16 protein-coding genes are annotated in these 17,303 nt (G+C 43.8%); all 16 read right to left on the bottom strand.

From position 1 onward, the window contains the following. Positions 1–6: 6 nt before the first annotated feature. A complete protein-coding gene (gene yhbY, locus E7588_00260; protein MBE6687693.1) occupies positions 7–294 on the bottom strand; it encodes a ribosome assembly RNA-binding protein YhbY in 288 nt (95 codons plus the stop codon). Further along, entirely contained in the window at positions 288–896 is a 609-nt protein-coding gene (locus E7588_00255) for an XTP/dITP diphosphatase (protein ID MBE6687692.1), read from the bottom strand. The genes yhbY and E7588_00255 overlap by 7 nt, the downstream gene beginning before the upstream one ends. A 6-nt stretch (positions 897–902) precedes the next feature. Then, on the bottom strand, positions 903–1,820 hold the full coding sequence (gene ftsY, locus E7588_00250; GenBank protein MBE6687691.1) for a signal recognition particle-docking protein FtsY: 918 nt from the start codon (positions 1,818–1,820) through the stop codon (positions 903–905). Continuing rightward, positions 1,820–5,404: a chromosome segregation protein SMC gene (gene smc / locus E7588_00245; GenBank protein ID MBE6687690.1), complete on the bottom strand. Its 3,585-nt coding sequence runs from the start codon at positions 5,402–5,404 to the stop codon at positions 1,820–1,822. The genes ftsY and smc overlap by 1 nt, the downstream gene beginning before the upstream one ends. 15 nt (positions 5,405–5,419) lie before the next feature. Continuing rightward, a complete protein-coding gene (locus tag E7588_00240; GenBank protein MBE6687689.1) occupies positions 5,420–6,511 on the bottom strand; it encodes a radical SAM protein in 1,092 nt (363 codons plus the stop codon). Beyond that, positions 6,414–7,142: a ribonuclease III gene (gene rnc / locus E7588_00235; GenBank protein ID MBE6687688.1), complete on the bottom strand. Its 729-nt coding sequence runs from the start codon at positions 7,140–7,142 to the stop codon at positions 6,414–6,416. The genes E7588_00240 and rnc overlap by 98 nt, the downstream gene beginning before the upstream one ends. A gap of 17 nt (positions 7,143–7,159) precedes the next feature. Next, positions 7,160–8,149: a phosphate acyltransferase PlsX gene (gene plsX, locus E7588_00230; GenBank protein ID MBE6687687.1), complete on the bottom strand. Its 990-nt coding sequence runs from the start codon at positions 8,147–8,149 to the stop codon at positions 7,160–7,162. After that, entirely contained in the window at positions 8,133–9,443 is a 1,311-nt protein-coding gene (locus E7588_00225; protein ID MBE6687686.1) for a methylenetetrahydrofolate--tRNA-(uracil(54)-C(5))-methyltransferase (FADH(2)-oxidizing) TrmFO, read from the bottom strand. Before E7588_00225 ends, plsX begins: the two co-directional genes overlap by 17 nt. A gap of 7 nt (positions 9,444–9,450) precedes the next feature. Further along, positions 9,451–11,712 carry a type I DNA topoisomerase gene (gene topA, locus E7588_00220; GenBank protein MBE6687685.1) on the bottom strand — a complete coding sequence of 754 codons (2,262 nt, stop codon included), beginning with the start codon at positions 11,710–11,712 and terminating at the stop codon, positions 9,451–9,453. 14 nt (positions 11,713–11,726) lie between these two features. Continuing rightward, positions 11,727–12,800 (bottom strand): DNA-protecting protein DprA, encoded by a 1,074-nt coding sequence (dprA, locus tag E7588_00215; GenBank protein ID MBE6687684.1) that lies wholly within the window; start codon positions 12,798–12,800, stop codon positions 11,727–11,729. A 157-nt stretch (positions 12,801–12,957) separates the two neighbouring features. Beyond that, entirely contained in the window at positions 12,958–13,773 is an 816-nt protein-coding gene (locus E7588_00210) for an RNA methyltransferase (GenBank protein MBE6687683.1), read from the bottom strand. Beyond that, positions 13,773–14,426, bottom strand: coding sequence for a TrkA family potassium uptake protein (locus E7588_00205; protein ID MBE6687682.1), 654 nt, complete (start codon positions 14,424–14,426; stop codon positions 13,773–13,775). The genes E7588_00210 and E7588_00205 overlap by 1 nt, the downstream gene beginning before the upstream one ends. An 11-nt stretch (positions 14,427–14,437) precedes the next feature. Then, positions 14,438–15,796, bottom strand: a complete 1,359-nt coding sequence (locus E7588_00200; protein ID MBE6687681.1) for a Trk family potassium uptake protein — start codon at positions 15,794–15,796, stop codon at positions 14,438–14,440. 135 nt (positions 15,797–15,931) lie between these two features. Beyond that, a complete protein-coding gene (gene rplT, locus E7588_00195; GenBank protein ID MBE6687680.1) occupies positions 15,932–16,285 on the bottom strand; it encodes a 50S ribosomal protein L20 in 354 nt (117 codons plus the stop codon). Positions 16,286–16,324: 39 nt separating this feature from the next. After that, on the bottom strand, positions 16,325–16,525 hold the full coding sequence (gene rpmI, locus E7588_00190; GenBank protein MBE6687679.1) for a 50S ribosomal protein L35: 201 nt from the start codon (positions 16,523–16,525) through the stop codon (positions 16,325–16,327). Between the two features lie 19 nt (positions 16,526–16,544). Next, complete coding sequence (locus E7588_00185) at positions 16,545–17,093, bottom strand: translation initiation factor IF-3 (protein MBE6687678.1); 549 nt, start codon at positions 17,091–17,093, stop codon at positions 16,545–16,547. Positions 17,094–17,303 lie beyond the last annotated feature (210 nt).

The raw sequence follows: 17,303 nt of genomic DNA, 5'->3' as shown, positions 1-17,303 counted from the left end.
ACGCAATTAAATCTCTATTTTCGGTTTTTCTTTATTTTGACGGTAAAGGACAAATTTTGTTCCTATTACCTGCACCACCTCAGCGCCAACAAGAGGAGCTATTTCTTCTGCCGCCTCCCGTGCGCTGTACATGGATGCTTCCAGTATTCTAAGCTTTATAAGCTCGCGTGCCGTAAGGGCATCGTCCACCTGCTTTATAAAATTATCACATACTCCGCCTTTTCCGAGCTGGAAAATTGTATCCATTCCGTTTGCCATACTGCGGAGAGTTGCTCTTTGCTTACTCGTCAGCATTGTTCTTCCGTTTCCTTTTTTATTTTTTGTGTAAACTTATCCATCGCCACAGCTCGATGGCTGATTTTATTCTTCAAATCCGCATCTATCTGTGCAAAGGTCTTTTTATATTCTTCAAGGTAAAATATAGGGTCATATCCAAAACCGTTTTCACCCATGCGCGTATCAATTATTGTACCATGGCACTCGCCGCGGAAAATATGCTGTTTTCCGTTTTTGTCAATGTAAGCAACCACGCACACAAAATACCCGCTTTTATCGGATTTATCGGTAAGCTTTTCAATAAGCTTATCAATATTCTTTTCGTCATTCTTGTCTTCGCCCGCATATCTTGCTGAGTATATACCGGGTTCTCCGTTTAATGCATTGGCACATATTCCGCTGTCGTCCGCAAACACAGGCAGACCGCAGAAATCATATATCGCCTTTGCCTTTATCATGGCATTTTCTTCAAAGGTTGTGCCGTTTTCCTCAACATCACCCTCAAAGCCTATATCATCCAGTGAAAGAAGCTCGGGAGTGTTTTCGGGAATGCTGTCGGCAAATATTTTTCTGAGTTCCTTGATTTTTTTCTGATTTCTTGATGAAATAACCAATTTCATAATTCTCTATTCCTCGTCGTCAAAAAGTGCTTTAACAAAATCTGTGGCAACAAAAGGCTGAAGGTCTTCCATTTTTTCACCTACGCCGATATATTTTACGGGGATATCAAGTTCTTTCTTTATTGAAAAAACAATACCGCCCTTGGCTGTTCCGTCCAGCTTGGTGAGTACAATACCGGTTATATCAGCCGCATTTTTAAATTCCTTAGCCTGATTTACAGCATTCTGACCCGTTGTAGCATCCAGAACTAAAAGTACCTCTCTGGAGCACCCCGGAAGCTCACGATCAATCACGCGATTTATCTTGTTAAGCTCATCCATCAGGTTCTTTTTATTATGCAGACGTCCCGCAGTATCTATAACAAGAACATCCGTACCGTTATGCTTTGCTGAGGAAATTGCATCAAACACCACCGCTGCGGGATCACTGCCCTCACTTTGCTTAACAATGTCCACACCGGCACGGTTTGCCCATACCTCAAGCTGTTCAATAGCTGCCGCGCGGAAGGTATCCGCCGCAGCAAGCTGAACCTTTTTACCGCTTTGCCTGAGGCAATTAGCGATTTTTGCAATTGAAGTAGTCTTACCTACTCCGTTTACACCTATTACGAGAACAGTGGAAGGCTTGGTATCCAGTTTAAGAGAATTATCCTCCGCGCTTATGCTTTCAACGAGTATCTCTTTGAGTGCAGATTTTACCTGCTCGCTGTCTTCCAGTCTTTCGTCCTTGATTTTTTCACGAAGCTTATCAATTATTTCGCTCGCCACACCCACACCGAGATCCGCGAGTATGAGAAGCTCCTCAAGTTCTTCAAGAAAATCCTCGTCTACCTTAACAAAAGCCTTGAAAAGGTTATCCACCTGTTTGACAATGCTTTCCTTTGTTTTGGTAAGTCCCTGCTTTAATTTTTCAAAAAAACCCATTATTCAGCCTTGAATCCTTTCAGTTCGATTTGGTTAAAGTCAATTTTGAGGAAGTCGGTTACACCCTTTTCCTGCATAGTGACACCGTAAAGTATATCTGCGGCTTCCATTGTGCCACGACGGTGAGTGATAACGATAAACTGAGTATTATCAATATATTTTTTCATATATTCGCCAAAACGATACACGTTTGTATCATCCAGTGCCGCCTCGATTTCGTCAAACACGCAGAATGGTGCAGGGGTAACATTGAGTATTGCAAAATACAGCGCTATGGCAACGAATGACTGCTCGCCGCCCGAAAGAAGCGAAAGGCTCTTGATTACCTTTCCCGGCGGCTGAATATTGATATCGATACCGCAATCCAATATATCGCCGTTGTCAACCAGCTTAATTTCGCCGTAACCGCCGCCGAAAAGCTCGGCAAAGGTCTGCTTGAAGTTTTCACGTATCTGTTCAAAGGTACGCATAAACATTTCACGCATAATGGCTTCAATGGAGCTTATAAGCTTTTCAAGCTCCTTCTTGGCGTTGTCTATATCGTCATATTGAGCCTTTACAAAGGCATAATTCTTCTTTTCCTCTTCAAACTGCTCAACAGCTTCCATATTTACCGCACCAAGCTGTTTTATCTGCATCTTCACTTCGCCCAGCGCACGGTTCTTTTCTTTTCTGTCACCTTCTGTCGGATTTTCGGCAACGTACTTTTCCGCATCGGTATATGTGAATTCATACTCCTCCCACAGCATGGAAATAAGATTGTCATTTTCGGCATTATTGGCATCCAGCTTGGATTTAAGGGTTGTGTAAAGACTGAGCACAGATTCCTTTTCTATACTTTGGGATTTTTGAGAAGCACGCAAGTCAAACAGTTCTTTTTGTGCGTTATCTGCCTGCTCCATGAGGCTCTTATGGTCATTCTTTATGACCTCCTCACCCTTTTTAAGCGCTTCCAATGCGGTTTCCAGTTCGGATTTTTCCTTATCTGCATTGCTGATGGCAACTTTTGCGGCTTCCAAACCCTTTTTAGCGCTTTCCAAAGTCTGATTTACATTGTTTATCAGCACAGAAAGAGAAGTGAGCTTATCACGCATACGTGCCGTTTCTCCGTTAAAGGATTCACGCTCGATATAAAATGCAGTTTTATCGTTTTTGTTCTTTTCAAGCTCCGACTGCACTTTATTATACTGCCGGTCAAGCTTTTCATATTCTGATTTTTCGCCGTCGAGAACAGTTTTAAGAGAAGAAATTTTGCCGCGGATATCCGCTATTTCCTCGTCCACGGTCTTTGAACCGCCCGTTATTTCTTTTCTTTCATTTTCCAGCGCCGCAATACTGTCGCGTATATTCTGCTGACGTTCCGTATCAAGCTTCAATTCGTTCTCGATACCCATTATGCGCTCGTTGACAACCGACAATTCGCGTTGAGCCTGGCGAAGATTATTCTCACATGCTTTAACCGCATCTTCCTTTTCGGCATACTGTTTCGATACGTCGTTAAATTGAGCCTCTGTGATCTTAAGCTCTTCGGAAAGCTGAAGTATGTCTCGGTTACGTGACAAAATACCCGATTTTGCAACTGTCTGACCTCCGGTAAAGGAACCTCCGGCATTTATTATCTGACCGTCAAGGGTTACTATCCTCACCCTGAAATCCAATTTTTTTGCAATGGAAGCAGCATTATCGATATTATCCGCAACAATAGTCCTACCCAGAAGGTTTTCGATTACATTTTCATATATTTTGTCATAAGTACAAACACTGCTTGCGGTGCCGATATAACCCGGCATTTTTTCGACACCGTTTACCGGAACAAAGCTTGAACCGCTGACAGTGTTGAGAGGCATAAATGTGGCTCTTCCCGAATTGGTGCGCTTAAGAAAAGCTATTGCCGCCTTGGCAGATTCGTCGTTTTCACACACGATATTCTGCATTTTTCCGCCCAGAACAGTTTCAATGGCAACTACATATTTTTCATCCGAACGGATTATTTTTGAAACAGGATTGTGAATTCCGACCAGGATTTTATCCTGAGCCGCCCTCATAATTTCCTTCACGCTGCCTGCATAGCCCTCCAAAAGCCTCTCCATGCGCTTTAAGGTTTCGTTGCGCTGATTAAGCTCCATAAGCTTCAGGCGTTTATTCTGTTGTAAAGTGCTCAGGTCTTCAAGCTCGCCGCGGAGAGTATCAAGTGCCTGTGTCTCATCATCAACCACTTTTTCAAATTCGGCAGCATTTTCCAAAATTTCTTTTTTGCGTTGCTCTTTTTCTGCATTTTCCGCACTCAGAACATCAAGCTGAACCGAAACCAGCTTGATTTTTTCATCTATCTTGGTTATGCGCTGCTTACGTGCACTTTCAAAGCCCTCGCGGGATTTTATAAGAAGTTCATGAGAGGTGATTTTTTCGTCTGTCTGATCTATTTTTGCCTGCTTTTCCGTTTTCAGACGGGACAATTCTTCAAGCTCTGACGACAATTCTTCACCATGAGCTTCAAGAGCTTTTTCACGCTGTTCAAAGGTCTTTGAGCTTTCGATTTTATCGTTATACTCTTTCAACAAACTCTCGCGCTGAGGTACAAGCTCATCAAGGCTATTCTGCGCGGTGTCGATACTGGCACTCTGCTCATCAAGAGTCTTTGAAAAGTGTTCCGCGTCATTCATATGAACGGAGATTTTCGCACTTATTTCACCTTGTTCGCGTGTTATATCCTTAAGCTTTTCCTGTATTTCTGATGCTTCGGCATTGAGCTTCTGGGTAAGGATATATTTTTTGTCTATTTCATTTTCAGTAACTTCAAGCTTTTCTGTAAGTTTATCAAGAAGTACCTTCTGCGCGTTGCAGTTCTCTTCATTCACTGCGCGTTCCTCGCGCAGTGTCTTTATCCTTTCATACCACAGAGAAATTTCAAGATTCTTCTTTACACCGATATATTCACGGTACTTTGTGGCTTTTTCCGCCTGGCGTTCCAACACAGGCAGGCGCTTTTCGGTTTCCGAAAGAATATCAAATATCCTGAGTTGATTTTCAGAAGTCACCGCCAGCTTTTTGATAGCTTCATTTTTACGGTATTTATATTTTGAAATGCCTGCCGCTTCTTCAAAAATACCGCGGCGTTCATCGCTTTTCTGCGAAATGATTTCGGCAATTCTTCCCTGTCCTATTACCGAATAGCCTTCTTTTCCTATACCGGTGTTGAGGAAAAGCTCCACAATGTCCTTAAGTCGTGTGGACTTTTTATTTATCATATATTCGCTCTCACCCGAGCGATACAGACGTCGCGTGACAAACACAGTGTCCTCATCGCACGCAAGCTTGCGGTCGGTGTTGTCAAGCTCCATGGTTACCTCTGCAAAGCTTGCCTGTCGGCGGGTAGAGGTACCGTTGAAAATAACGTCCTCCATTTTTCCGCCGCGCATTGACTTCGGGGACATTTCGCCCAAAACCCATCTTATGGCATCGGAAATATTGCTCTTTCCGCTTCCGTTGGGACCGACTATCGCGGTTATGCCTTTGTCAAACGCAATTTTCACTTTGTCCGGGAAGGACTTGAAACCTTGTATTTCAAGCTGTTTTAAGTACAACCGCTTTCAACCCTTTCAATTAATTTTGACCTCAAATCCCGAAAGCTCACTGCTTTCGGTTATTGTCATTTTCTTAATGCCGTAATTTTCATACAGCTTTATTTTGTTCTCTTTTTTGTGACCGACGGCACGGGAGGTCATTCCCCGTGCGACGACAATGGAAATTTCATTGGTTAATTCAGCAGTAAGCTTTTCTGTTATCTTGTCGTAAAATATGCGCGACTCCACAAGCTCGCCCAGCGCTTCGTGGTATCCGCCGGAGTAAACGGTATCCTCTTCAAAAAGATTATCCGCCGCACAAAGTCCGCAACGTATTACATCTACACCGTTTTGCATAAACACCTTATATACGTTATATGCCGACTCAACCGACTGCTCTATCGACATGGGTGTATAGACATTATTCTTAGCCATATCGCACAACTCGGTATCATAAAACACTACCGTGGGGTAAATTCGTGCTGCATCAGCGCCCATGCGACATATTTCGGATGCGGTGAAAATCTCTTTTTCGTAAGATGACCCGGGAAGACCTGTCATCATCTGTCCCACAAGCTCAAATCCGTAAGCTTTGATAAGCTCCGCTGCACGGTAGCTTTGCTGTGCGGTGTGACCACGCCTGGAAGCGCGCAGTACCTCGTCATCCATACTCTGAAAGCCTATTTCAATGGTTTTAACATGGTGTTTTTGAAGTATATCCAGTACTTTTTCATCTATAAAATCGGGGCGTGTGGAAAGTCTTACCGAATGCACGGCACCACTTTTCACATAATCGGACGCAATTTTCAGAAGCCTTAGCATTAATTCAGGCTCTATACCCGTAAAGCTTCCGCCAAAATATGCTATCTGAACACTGCATTCCTCGGGAATGGTCCTTAAAGCCCTTTCAATTTCGGGCACTACGGTATCTGCATCAAACTCGGTTTTACCTGATATTTTTCTCTGATTACAAAACACGCAGTCGTTTGGACATCCCACATGCGGGACAAATATCGGTATATTCTTATGCTTAATCATTGGTCGCCTGCCCGAACAGTTCAAGTGCAGCTCTTGCCGCAGACTGCTCTGCCTCGCGTTTGGAAGAACCCTTGCCCTTGCCGATAACATTATTATTCACGCTGACCTCCACCTCAAAAACCTTGTTGTGGTCGGGACCGCTTTCGCCTATCGGACGGTACTCCAGAATGTCGCCTTTATTCTGCTGAACAAACTGTTGAAGAAGTGTCTTATAGTCTCTGAGGTTGCCGTTTGAAATTATACGGTTAACGCTTTTTTTGATATAAGGCAGTAGAAATTCACGTGCCGGCTCGATACCGCCATCCATAAAAACAGCCGCCAAAAAAGCCTCGAACGCATCGGCAAGAATGGATTTGCGCTCTCTGCCGCCCGCGTTTTCCTCGCCTTTTCCCAAAAGCATATATTTTCCGAGCTCAAACTTTTTTGCATATTCAAAACAAGCATCCTCACATACTGCCGCAGAGCGTATTTTGGTAAGGTCGCCCTCCTGGTATCTGCCAATGCCGTTGAAAATATAATCCGATACCACAAAGGACAGCACCGAATCCCCCAAAAACTCCAGACGTTCATTACAAGGGTAATCCTTATGACGGCTCTTTTGCTCATTCGAAAACGATGAGTGAGTCAGCGCCTCATACATATATACGGGATTTTTGAACGTGTACCCTACTGCATTCTGCAATTCCTGTGTTTTTTGTGTAAAGCTTACGGGATATTCCATTTAACTCTTATCTTCCCTTATTTTTTCGCCATAGCGTTTATTATTTCCTGAGTTATGCCTGTTTCGGCAAATATTTTTGCCTGCTTCACGGCGTTTTTGAACGCCTTTGCATTTGATGAGCCGTGAGCCTTTATGACGGGTGCCGACACGCCCAGAAGCGGTGCTCCGCCGTATTCGGTGTGATCCAATTTCTTTTTAAGAGCTTTCACCTGAGGCAGAACCATAAATGCCCCCAGCTTTGTAATAACGCTCTCTTTGAAAATACCCTTGAGAGTACGGGACATATACGAACCGAAGCCCTCGCAAAGCTTAAGTATGATGTTACCCGTAAAACCGTCTGCCACAATAACGTCGCATACACCTGACGGGATATCTCTGCCCTCTATGTTTCCGATGAAATTGATACCCTCAGTTTCCTTGAGCAGTTCATGAGCCTTTACATACGCTTCGGTACCTTTGGTTTCCTCGGTACCATTATTGATAAGCCCTACGCGTGGAGCTTCAAGTCCGAAAATGTTCTTCATGTAGATATATCCCATCACGGCAAACTGCTGAAGATATTCAGGCTGATTGTCCGTATTTGCACCGCTGTCCAAAAGCAGCATGGGATTGTCAAGCGGAATTATTGTTCCGATGGCGGCACGCTTTATGCCTTTAATCTTTTTAAGAATAAGGCTTGCGCCTGTAAGTATCGCACCGGTATTACCGGCGGACACCACCGCATCACCCGCACCGTCGCGAAGCAGAGTAAATGCTTTTGCCATGGAAGATTCTTTTTTACTTTTTATAACACATATAGGGTTATCCTCCATAGTGATAACACCTTCAGAATGACAGATTTCAATGCCGTCGTAGGAAAGGGAATTTTCCGACATTACTCTATTTACGGTATCTGTGTCTCCAACAAGAATAATATTAACCCCCAGCTCGGCATGAGCCTGAACTGCGCCTTTGATTATTTCAACAGGAGCGTTATCTCCGCTCATTGCATCAACAATTATTTTCATCTGCATAGCTCCTTATAATATTCAGTGCCCGTTCGGCAAGATAAGCATTTTTGGCTTTTTTGCCGCCGCGTATTTTGGTTTCCGGCAATGCCATTATACCGAAATTCACGTTCATGGGCTGGAATTCTCTTACACTCTCATCGCAAATGTATTCGGCAAGCGCACCTATTGCAGTCATGTTACCGAACGCTGTCTGAGGCTGTCCGTTTTCGAGGCAAGCGGCATTTATACCCGCCATAAGCCCGGACGAGGCGGATTCGACATATCCTTCCACACCTGTCATCTGACCTGCAAAAAACAGACGTGGGTTATTCTTCAATGAATAGAAATGAGACATAAGCTTTGGTGAATTTATGAATGTATTGCGGTGCATTACTCCGTAACGCAGGAAATTGGCGTTTTCGAGGCCGGGTATCATAGAGAAAACCCTCTTTTGCTCACCAAAGGTCAAATGTGTCTGGAAGCCCACAATATTGTACATTGTCTTTGCTTTATTGTCACATCTGAGCTGCACGGTGGCATATGCTTCTTTTCCGGTTTTGGGATCGATAAGTCCCACCGGCTTCAGCGGTCCGAAGAGAAGAGTTTCTATTCCCCGTTTTGCCATGACCTCAACAGGCATGCATCCCTCGAACACTTTATTGTCAAAATCCTTGAGCTGTGCCGTCTGAGCGTTTATAAGCTCGTTGTAAAAAGCCTCATACTGCTCCTTGGTCATGGGGCAGTTTATATAGTCCGCATCCCCCTTATCGTATCGGGAGGCAAAAAATGCTTTTTCGGTATCGATGCTGGAAAACTCCACTATGGGTGCCGCCGCATCAAAAAAAGAAAGATATTCAAGACCGAGAAGCTGTTTGAGATTATCAAAAAGTGCATCGGATGTCAACGGTCCGGTAGCAACAACGGTAATTTCATCCGAAAACTCGCCAAGGTCGGTTATTTCCCGCTGTTCAACATGTATCAGCGGATGATTCTTAATCTTTTCGGTGATGTACTCTGAAAAAGCTGTTCTGTCCACCGCTAATGCACTGCCTGCCGGGACAATATTGGCATAAGCAGATTCTATTATCAGAGAGCCCAGAAGGCGCATTTCTTCTTTAAGAAGTCCCACTGCATTTTCAAGCTGGTTTGACCTTAGTGAATTTGAACAGACAAGCTCAGCAAATCCTTCACTGTGGTGAGCGGGAGTGAACTTATGCGGCTTCATTTCTATAAGGCGAACCTCGCATCCGCGCTTTGCCGCCTGCCATGCTGCCTCACAGCCCGCAAGACCTGCTCCTATAACATTAATCATAATTTCCTCAGCTGTTAACAGCGGCATCTTCTTTATGTCCGCACTCTGTGTTTATGCAAACAAGTTTGTCGCCGGCTTTATACTTGTGAAGCGCCATAATGCTTCCGCATTCGGGACATTTTTTGTCGGTAGGCATATTCCATGTGGAAAAATCACAATTAGGATAATTGTCACAACCGTAGAATATTTTCTTTTTGCCTCGCTTTTCAACAATGTCACCGCCGCATTTGGGACATTTGACTCCTATTTTTTTCTGAATCTGCTTTGTGTATTTACATTCGGGGTATTTTGCACAGGCATAATATTCGCCGTATGCACCGCTTCTGAGGAATACGTCAGAACCGCATTCGGGGCATTTCATGCCCTCTACCGGCTTTGGAGGCTCCTGAGCAACAATATTGCCCGTTTTGTCAAGCGGCTTGGTGTTACGGCACTGAGGATAGTTGGCACAAGCGGCAAAACGACCGAAGCGACCGCGCTTTATAACCATATCCCCACCGCATTTTTCACATTTGACATCAAGCTTTTCAACCGGAACGTCGATTTCTTCTTTCTGAAGCGTAGATTCTGCTTTTTTCAGAAGTGTGTTGAATTCGCCGTAAAACTCATCAACTATTTTCTTGTAATCCTTCTCACCGTTTTCTATGGCATCCAGGTCATCTTCCATATTTGCGGTGAATTTATAATCCACAACAGTGGCAAAATTATCGCGCATAATATCAGTGGTAACGGTACCCAACGGCTTGGGCTTAAGGAACTTACCCTCACGTTCGGCATATCCTCTGGAAATTATTGTGGAAAGCGTGGGAGAATAAGTGCTGGGACGTCCTATCCCCTTTTCCTCCATCGCCTTTATGAGGGTTGCTTCTGTATACCTCTGAGGTGGTTGAGTAAAGTTCTGTGCCGGCTCAAAGGCTTCCAGTGTTACAGGCTCTCCGTCGGAAAGTGCGGGAATTTTTGATGCTTTTTCCTGCTTTGGCTCATCGTTGTCGGTAGATTCCTTATATATAGTGGTAAAGCCGGCAAATTTCAGTGTGTCTCCCGACGCGCGGAATACATATTCATCCTTGGTATCGGAAACTATATCAACACTGAGTGTGTCATACAGCGCAGGTGACATCTGGCTGGCTATAAAGCGTTCCCAGATAAGCTTATACAGCTTGTACTGCTCATTGGTAAGAAAAGGCTTTATATCGTCGGGGCGGAGATTTACATCTGCCGGACGGATAGCTTCGTGAGCATCCTGAACCTTCTTTTTGCTCTTGTACTCATTGGGAACAGAAGGATAGTAATTCTCACCATAGTTAGAAACTATATAGCTTTTTGCCGCCGCCTGCGCCTCGTCGGAGATGCGCGTGGAGTCGGTTCTCATATAGGTAATAAGACCTTGTTCGCCCTTATTTCCGATAACAATACCTTCGTAAAGTTCCTGGGCAATACGCATAGTGCGTATACTCTGGAAATTAAGACGGCGGTATGCATCCTGCTGAAGCTGTGATGTGATAAACGGTGCGGGAGGATTTTTTGTTTTTTTGCTCTTCTTGATATGATCCACATGGAAAGCCGCACCATCAAGCGCATTCAGAACTTTATCTGCCGCCTGTTTGTCGGCAAGCTCTGTTTTTCCCGCACGGTTGCCGTAAAAATAAGCCTTGAAAGATTTCTGTGAAGACGAAAGGAATTTTGCATCAATGGTCCAATACTCTTCCCTCACGAAAGCGGCTATTTCTTCCTCACGCTCAACAATCATTTTTGTAGCAACGGACTGAACACGTCCTGCAGAAAGCCCGTTTCTGACCTTTTTCCACAAAAGTGGACTGAGTTTATAGCCCACAATTCTGTCCACAATTCGGCGCGCCTGCTGTGAATTTACTTTATCCATGTTTATTGCCTGGGGAGATGCTATTGCAGAACGCACGGCATTTTTTGTAATTTCATTAAAGGTTACTCTGTTGGGCTTTTCGATATCAAGTCCCAGCATCTGCGCAAGATGCCAGGAAATAGCCTCTCCCTCGCGGTCAGGGTCAGTTGCAAGGAAAACCTGCTGAGAGGTCTTTGCTTCCTTTTTCAATTCATTAATCAACGAACCTTTTCCGCGGATATTTATATACTTGGGCTCATAATTATTCTCTATATCTATGCCAAATGTGCTTTTTGGCAGGTCGCGCAAATGTCCTTTGGAGGCAACGACCTTATAGCCGGAGCCGAGATAGTTTTTAATTGTATTTGCTTTAGCGGGAGACTCCACGATTACCAGTGTTTTTTTCATAATGAAATAACGATTTATATCCTTTCAGCTAAGTTTTTTACATATTTTCCGCCTGCGACGGAAATAACCATACCCTTTATTTCAAGAATGGTGAGAGTTCTGAGAAGCTGAGAAACGTCAAATCCGCTTTCAGCCATCTGGTCAATATCCATGGGCTTTATTTCCAACAGCTTCAATACAGCTTTTTCCTGCTCATCAAGTACATCAGTCGTCGGTTGTATGATTTCTGTTTTTCTCTCGGGAACAGGGTCAGAAATGATATTTTCTTTTATTATGACGTCGGATTTCTTTTTAGGCGACGGTTTAAATGGGTTTAGCGGTGAAACGGTTACCACTACCTCATCCGGCAAAAGCTTTTCAAGCTTCGGAAGCTCGCTTATCGGCTTAAGTTGTGGATAACGCTCGCGCAAACGGCATGTTATGTCATCCGAATTGGTAACGCTCACAGCACCCTTGCCCTTGAGATATCCCAATGCGTCACCGCACAAAGCATCATGCATACAGACCGGTATATTATGTTCAAATGCGTGGTCAGCGGTGATTATGGTTCCACTTTTAAGTGTACACTCCGCCACAAAAACCACATCCGAAAGTGCACTTATTATTCTGTTACGCGCGGGGAAGTTCCAGGCAAGCGGTCTTGTACCGGGCGCAAACTCAGTTATTACCAAAGCGTTTTCATACATTCTTAATGTAAGTTCACGGTTTTCGGGAGGATATATCACATCTATACCACATCCGAGAACAGCAACGGTTTTGGATTTATTGTAAAGTGCCGCTTTATGTGCAAAGGAATCTATTCCCCTTGCAAGACCGCTGACAATGGTGAAACCGCTTCGCGAAAGGTCGTAGGAAATACGCTTTGTAATTCGTTCGCCCTGCGCGCTGTATCTTCGCGTACCTACAACACCTACCGACGGTAATTCATCAAGACATCCGAGGTCTCCCTTGCAGTAAAGAACAATCGGACAGTTATCAATTCTTTTAAGTCTTTTCGGATATCTGACATCATTATAGGTAATAACAGTTACACCGTTTTGTTCGGTGTATTTAACAATATCTGTGGCAATATCCAAATTTTTATCCATCAAAGGTTCAGGCTTACGCGTGAGCGATTTATATTCCTCATCTGAGGCCTCAAACGCATTTTGCGGTGAACCGAAATGCTCTATAAGCTTTTTGGGAATATTACTGCTCGAAGAATAACACAGCGAAAGCCAGACCCAGTATACAAGCTCGTTAATGTTAATGCCTCCTCATATGATCCATGAAAACGGCTGCCGCAATTCCTGCGTTAAGCGACTCGGATTTGTCGCTTATAGGTATTATTACCCGACTGTCACAAACAGATAATGCTTCGGCGGTAAGCCCGTTGCCCTCATTACCTATCATGACGGCACGTGGCTGTGAGAAATCGGCTTTATCAATCGAAATGCTGGTTTTATCAAGTGCCGCCGCATATATGGCTGATGTACTTTTACGTGCAAAATTAACAGCCTGAAAAATATCACGGCAAATAACTGTTTTCATTCCGAAAAGTGCCCCCATCGCCGCACGCATGGTTTTGGGATTATACACATCCGCCCCATCTACACACAGCACCGCATCGATACCGAAAGCAAGTGCGGTGCGGATAATTGTTCCAACGTTTCCGGGGTCTTGCACATTCTCTATTATAATGTAGCCATTTGTTGCAGATTTGAATACTTCATTAATTTTATTAAAACTTTCGTTTTCCGATATGTCATCATTGCATCTTATTATATTTTCGCCGTACGGAAATACACCCATTATACCCTGGGGAGATTTTTCTGTGGTTATTTTTTCATATACCTGGCGAGTTAGTGAAAATGTTCGGCAATTATCAAAGCAAACCTCAACTTCTTCCGACGCATCATCGCAAAGAAAAACATATTTTGGGACAAGTCCCGCTTTCACCGCCTCCGAAAAAAGCTTTTTGCCTTCAACTATGAAAAGCGCTTTTTCGTCACGGTATTTTTTCATTTTCAGTTTTGAAATTTCCAAAATTAGCGGATTTTTTCTTGAAGTGATACTCTCCATCAGCCGTTCACCTTATCCAAATCGGAATTCAGTCCCACCATTGCAAGAGTATCATCTGCCTCAAAGGGTGCATCCGGGTCGGGGTTGATTTCTATTTTCCTGTATGGATGATCCTTTATAACGGCAATGATGTTTATTTTGTATTTACGGCGTATATCCAACTCACGCAACGATTTACCAACCCATCTCACAGGCACCTTTGCTTCGACAAGAGAATAATCCTCGCTGAATTCGATGTAATCAAGTACATTGTTTTTATCAAGCTTATACGCCAGCTTTTCGCCCATATCACGTTCGGGGAATACAACGATATCGGCACCGACGCGCTGTAAAACCTTAGCATGATTGTCGCTTACGGCGCGTGCCACCACCTGACTTATCCCCATATCTTCAAGAAGAAGTGTAGTTAGAATACTGCACTCCATATTATTTGAAATTGCCACCACAGCACAGTCGTAATCAGTAATTCCCGCGGTCTCAAGAACTGCGCGGTCAGTGGAATCGCCTATAACGGCATTTGTAACGTAATCGCTTATTTCTTCCACCTTTTCGGCATCTTCGTCGATAACAAGAACCTGATGCTGATTCTGCGCCAGTGTAAGAGCTAAAGTTGTACCAAAATTTCCAAGACCTATTATTGCGAAGGATTTCATATTCTTCTCCTTTAACCTATTATGATGTTTCCGCAGGGATATTTGACGGCTGATTCACGGCGTGCACGGCGCAACGAAGCTGAATAAGTCATCGTCAATATACCAACCCTCCCGCAAAACATGAGAAGCATAAGAATTAACTTTGACACCGTATGCCCGTTTCCCGCGACGCCTATGCTCATGCCGACAGTATTGAGTGCGCTTGCACATTCAAAGAAGGAATCAGTAAAGCTTATGCCATCAATAGAGCAAATTGCGAAAGTTGATAATGTCACCAGAATCAACGCAATTACAGCAACTGACAAAGCAGTGGCTATAACACCTGTGTCGATATTTCTTTTAAAAACCGTAACTTCTTTTTTGCCTCCGGAAATCTGAAAAGCTGTTATAACAAGAAGTGCCACGGTAGCTGTTTTTACGCCGCCTGCCGTAGAACCTGCGGATCCGCCTATAAACATAAGAATCGAGCTGAACATTTTTGTTATATCGGAAAGTGCGGTAAGTTCAACAGTATTAAATCCCGCCGTTCTTGTAGACACCGATTGAAAAAAGGATGCAAGCACTCTGTCTGTCATATCGGAAAAATCGGGATTTCCGGATTCTGCAAAAAACGTAAATACAGCGCCAGAAAATACAAGCACAAAAGACGTAATCAGCACCAGCTTGGTATAGCAGCTCAGTCCCTTGGCACGGCTGTATGAAAGGACATCCTCCCACACAATAAATCCGATTCCTCCGATTATTACAAGAAGCATTATTGTTATGTTGACAGTAGGATCATCGGTAAAAGCCGTAAGACTTGAGAATTTTCCACTGAAATTCCCCATAAGATCGAAGCCTGCGTTACAGAACGCAGATACGGAATGGAAAATACCGAAATATATTCCCTTTGCCGCTCCGAAAATCGGGATAAATCTTGCACTGAGTATCACGGCACCAACGAATTCAAACACGAACGTTCCGCCCACAATACGCAAAGCAATTTTACGAAATCCGCCATAGGAATCAAAGCCCAGCGATTGAGCCATTATTATGCTTTCTCTCGGAGTAACGCGACGCTTTATAAGCATAGACAGTATCAGCAAAACGGACATAAAGCCCAAGCCGCCTGTCTGTATCATTATCAATATTATTATCTGACCGAAAAGGCTCCAGTATGTAGCGGTATCCACCATCACAAGACCTGTTACACAGCTTGCACTCACAGAAGTAAAGCATGCAGTGAGAGGATCGGTCCATTGCCCGGTACTTGATGAAACCGGAAGCATAAGAAGAAGTGTGCCCACTGCGACCAAAGCAAGAAAACCAAAAAGTATTATTTGTGTGGGCATGAGCTTTATACGGATATTAGGTGTGTTTTTATTATTCATAACAATATTATGTATTTACTTTCGGAATATAACATTACGGACAACCGATAAAGGTTGTCCCGATTATATTTATCTCTAATTACGGCAATAGGCTGCAACGGGGAATTTCTTCCCTGTTACAGCCAATTATAATTCTTATAATGCAGCCTTTGCCTGCTCAACGAGCTTTGCAAATGCCTCTTTGTCGCTTACTGCGAGTTCAGCCAGCATCTTTCTGTTGAGGTCGATGCCCGCCTTCTTCAGACCGCACATAAAGCGGGAATAGTTGATACCGTTAACCTTAGCCTGAGCGGAAATACGGGTAATCCAAAGAGAACGGAAGTCTCTCTTCTTCATCTTTCTGCCGGTGAAAGCATAGTTACCGCTCTTCATTACGGCCTGTTTAGCCATCTTGAAGTGTTTGCTCTTTGCACCCCAGTAGCCCTTAGCCAGCTTTAATACTTTTTTTCTTCTTTTGCGCGTCATCATAGCGCCTTTAACTCTTGCCATTTATAATTCCTCCTAAATTCGTAAAACGTAAGTTAAATATTAACCGTTGTAAGGAACGATTCTCTTGATGATTGGTGCAAAGGACTCGCTGATGTAAGCTGCCTTTCTGAGCATTCTCTTACGCTTGGTGGTCTTCTGACCCAGCTTATGTCTTCTTCCCTGATGATTCATCTTTACAAGACCGCTCTTGGTCACTGTAAATCTCTTGGCAGACGCCTTGTGTGTCTTGAATTTTCCCATTTTATTATCTCTCCTTTTATTAATTTGCTTTGTTATTTGCGGGTGCCTTGGGAACAATGAACATTGTCATATATCTTCCCTCAACAGATGGCTTCTTATCTACCGCGCCAAACTCTTCACAAGCCTGTGCCACCTGCTCCATAAGCTCATAACCCATGCTCTGGCGGTTCATTTCACGACCGGAAAAGGTAATGGTTATCTTCACCTTGTTTCCGCTCTGCAGAAATCTGTGGGCGTGGTTAATCTTGGTTTCAAAATCATGCTTATCAATACGGCAGGAAAACTTGATTTCTTTGATTTCGACAACCGTTTGTTTCTTGCGTGATTCCTTTTCTTTCTTTTCGCGCTCGAAACGATACTTGCCGTAGTCCATTATGCGGCATACCGGAGGCTTTGCACCGGGTGCCATTTCAACAAGGTCAAGACCCTTGTTATATGCAAGGCTGAGTGCTTCGGAAAAATTAAAAATTCCCATCTGTTCTCCGTCCGTGCCTACCAAACGAACCTGAGCGGCTTTTATCTCTTCGTTGATAAGAAGTTCTTTCGTGCTGATACTAAGCACCTCCAAAAAATAAAAAATACCGCGAGAATCACCCACGGCAACAGACACAGACCCGCCAAAAAGCAGTCCGAAGCTATTGACCGCTGCTGTATCTGAGTACGCAGGGTGGGAGTAATCCTCTTCTTTGTTTCGTTATTATAACACAGATATCAAATTTTGTCAATAGTTTTTTGCAATTTTTTGTTTTTTTCATTTTTTGCAAGCAACTTCAATGCA

Source organism: Oscillospiraceae bacterium (assembly GCA_015065085.1).
In the GTDB taxonomy this organism is placed as follows: domain Bacteria; phylum Bacillota; class Clostridia; order Oscillospirales; family SIG627; genus SIG627.
This window is presented reverse-complemented; position numbering and strand designations above follow the sequence as displayed.

Excerpts from the sequence above, each read along its gene's own strand:
- yhbY (MBE6687693.1), bottom strand. The coding sequence starts at position 294 with ATGCTGACGAGTAAGCAAAGAGCAACTCTCCGCAGTATGGCAAACGGA.
- rplT (MBE6687680.1), bottom strand. The coding sequence starts at position 16,285 with ATGGCAAGAGTTAAAGGCGCTATGATGACGCGCAAAAGAAGAAAAAAA.
- E7588_00205 (MBE6687682.1), bottom strand. The coding sequence starts at position 14,426 with ATGAAATCCTTCGCAATAATAGGTCTTGGAAATTTTGGTACAACTTTA.
- topA (MBE6687685.1), bottom strand. The coding sequence starts at position 11,712 with ATGAAAAAAACACTGGTAATCGTGGAGTCTCCCGCTAAAGCAAATACA.
- E7588_00225 (MBE6687686.1), bottom strand. The coding sequence starts at position 9,443 with ATGATTAATGTTATAGGAGCAGGTCTTGCGGGCTGTGAGGCAGCATGG.
- plsX (MBE6687687.1), bottom strand. The coding sequence starts at position 8,149 with ATGAAAATAATTGTTGATGCAATGAGCGGAGATAACGCTCCTGTTGAA.
- rnc (MBE6687688.1), bottom strand. The coding sequence starts at position 7,142 with ATGGAATATCCCGTAAGCTTTACACAAAAAACACAGGAATTGCAGAAT.
- rpmI (MBE6687679.1), bottom strand. The coding sequence starts at position 16,525 with ATGGGAAAATTCAAGACACACAAGGCGTCTGCCAAGAGATTTACAGTG.
- E7588_00255 (MBE6687692.1), bottom strand. The coding sequence starts at position 896 with ATGAAATTGGTTATTTCATCAAGAAATCAGAAAAAAATCAAGGAACTC.
- ftsY (MBE6687691.1), bottom strand. The coding sequence starts at position 1,820 with ATGGGTTTTTTTGAAAAATTAAAGCAGGGACTTACCAAAACAAAGGAA.
- E7588_00200 (MBE6687681.1), bottom strand. The coding sequence starts at position 15,796 with ATGAATAATAAAAACACACCTAATATCCGTATAAAGCTCATGCCCACA.
- E7588_00240 (MBE6687689.1), bottom strand. The coding sequence starts at position 6,511 with ATGTTATCGGCAAGGGCAAGGGTTCTTCCAAACGCGAGGCAGAGCAGT.
- dprA (MBE6687684.1), bottom strand. The coding sequence starts at position 12,800 with ATGGATAAAAATTTGGATATTGCCACAGATATTGTTAAATACACCGAA.
- E7588_00210 (MBE6687683.1), bottom strand. The coding sequence starts at position 13,773 with ATGGAGAGTATCACTTCAAGAAAAAATCCGCTAATTTTGGAAATTTCA.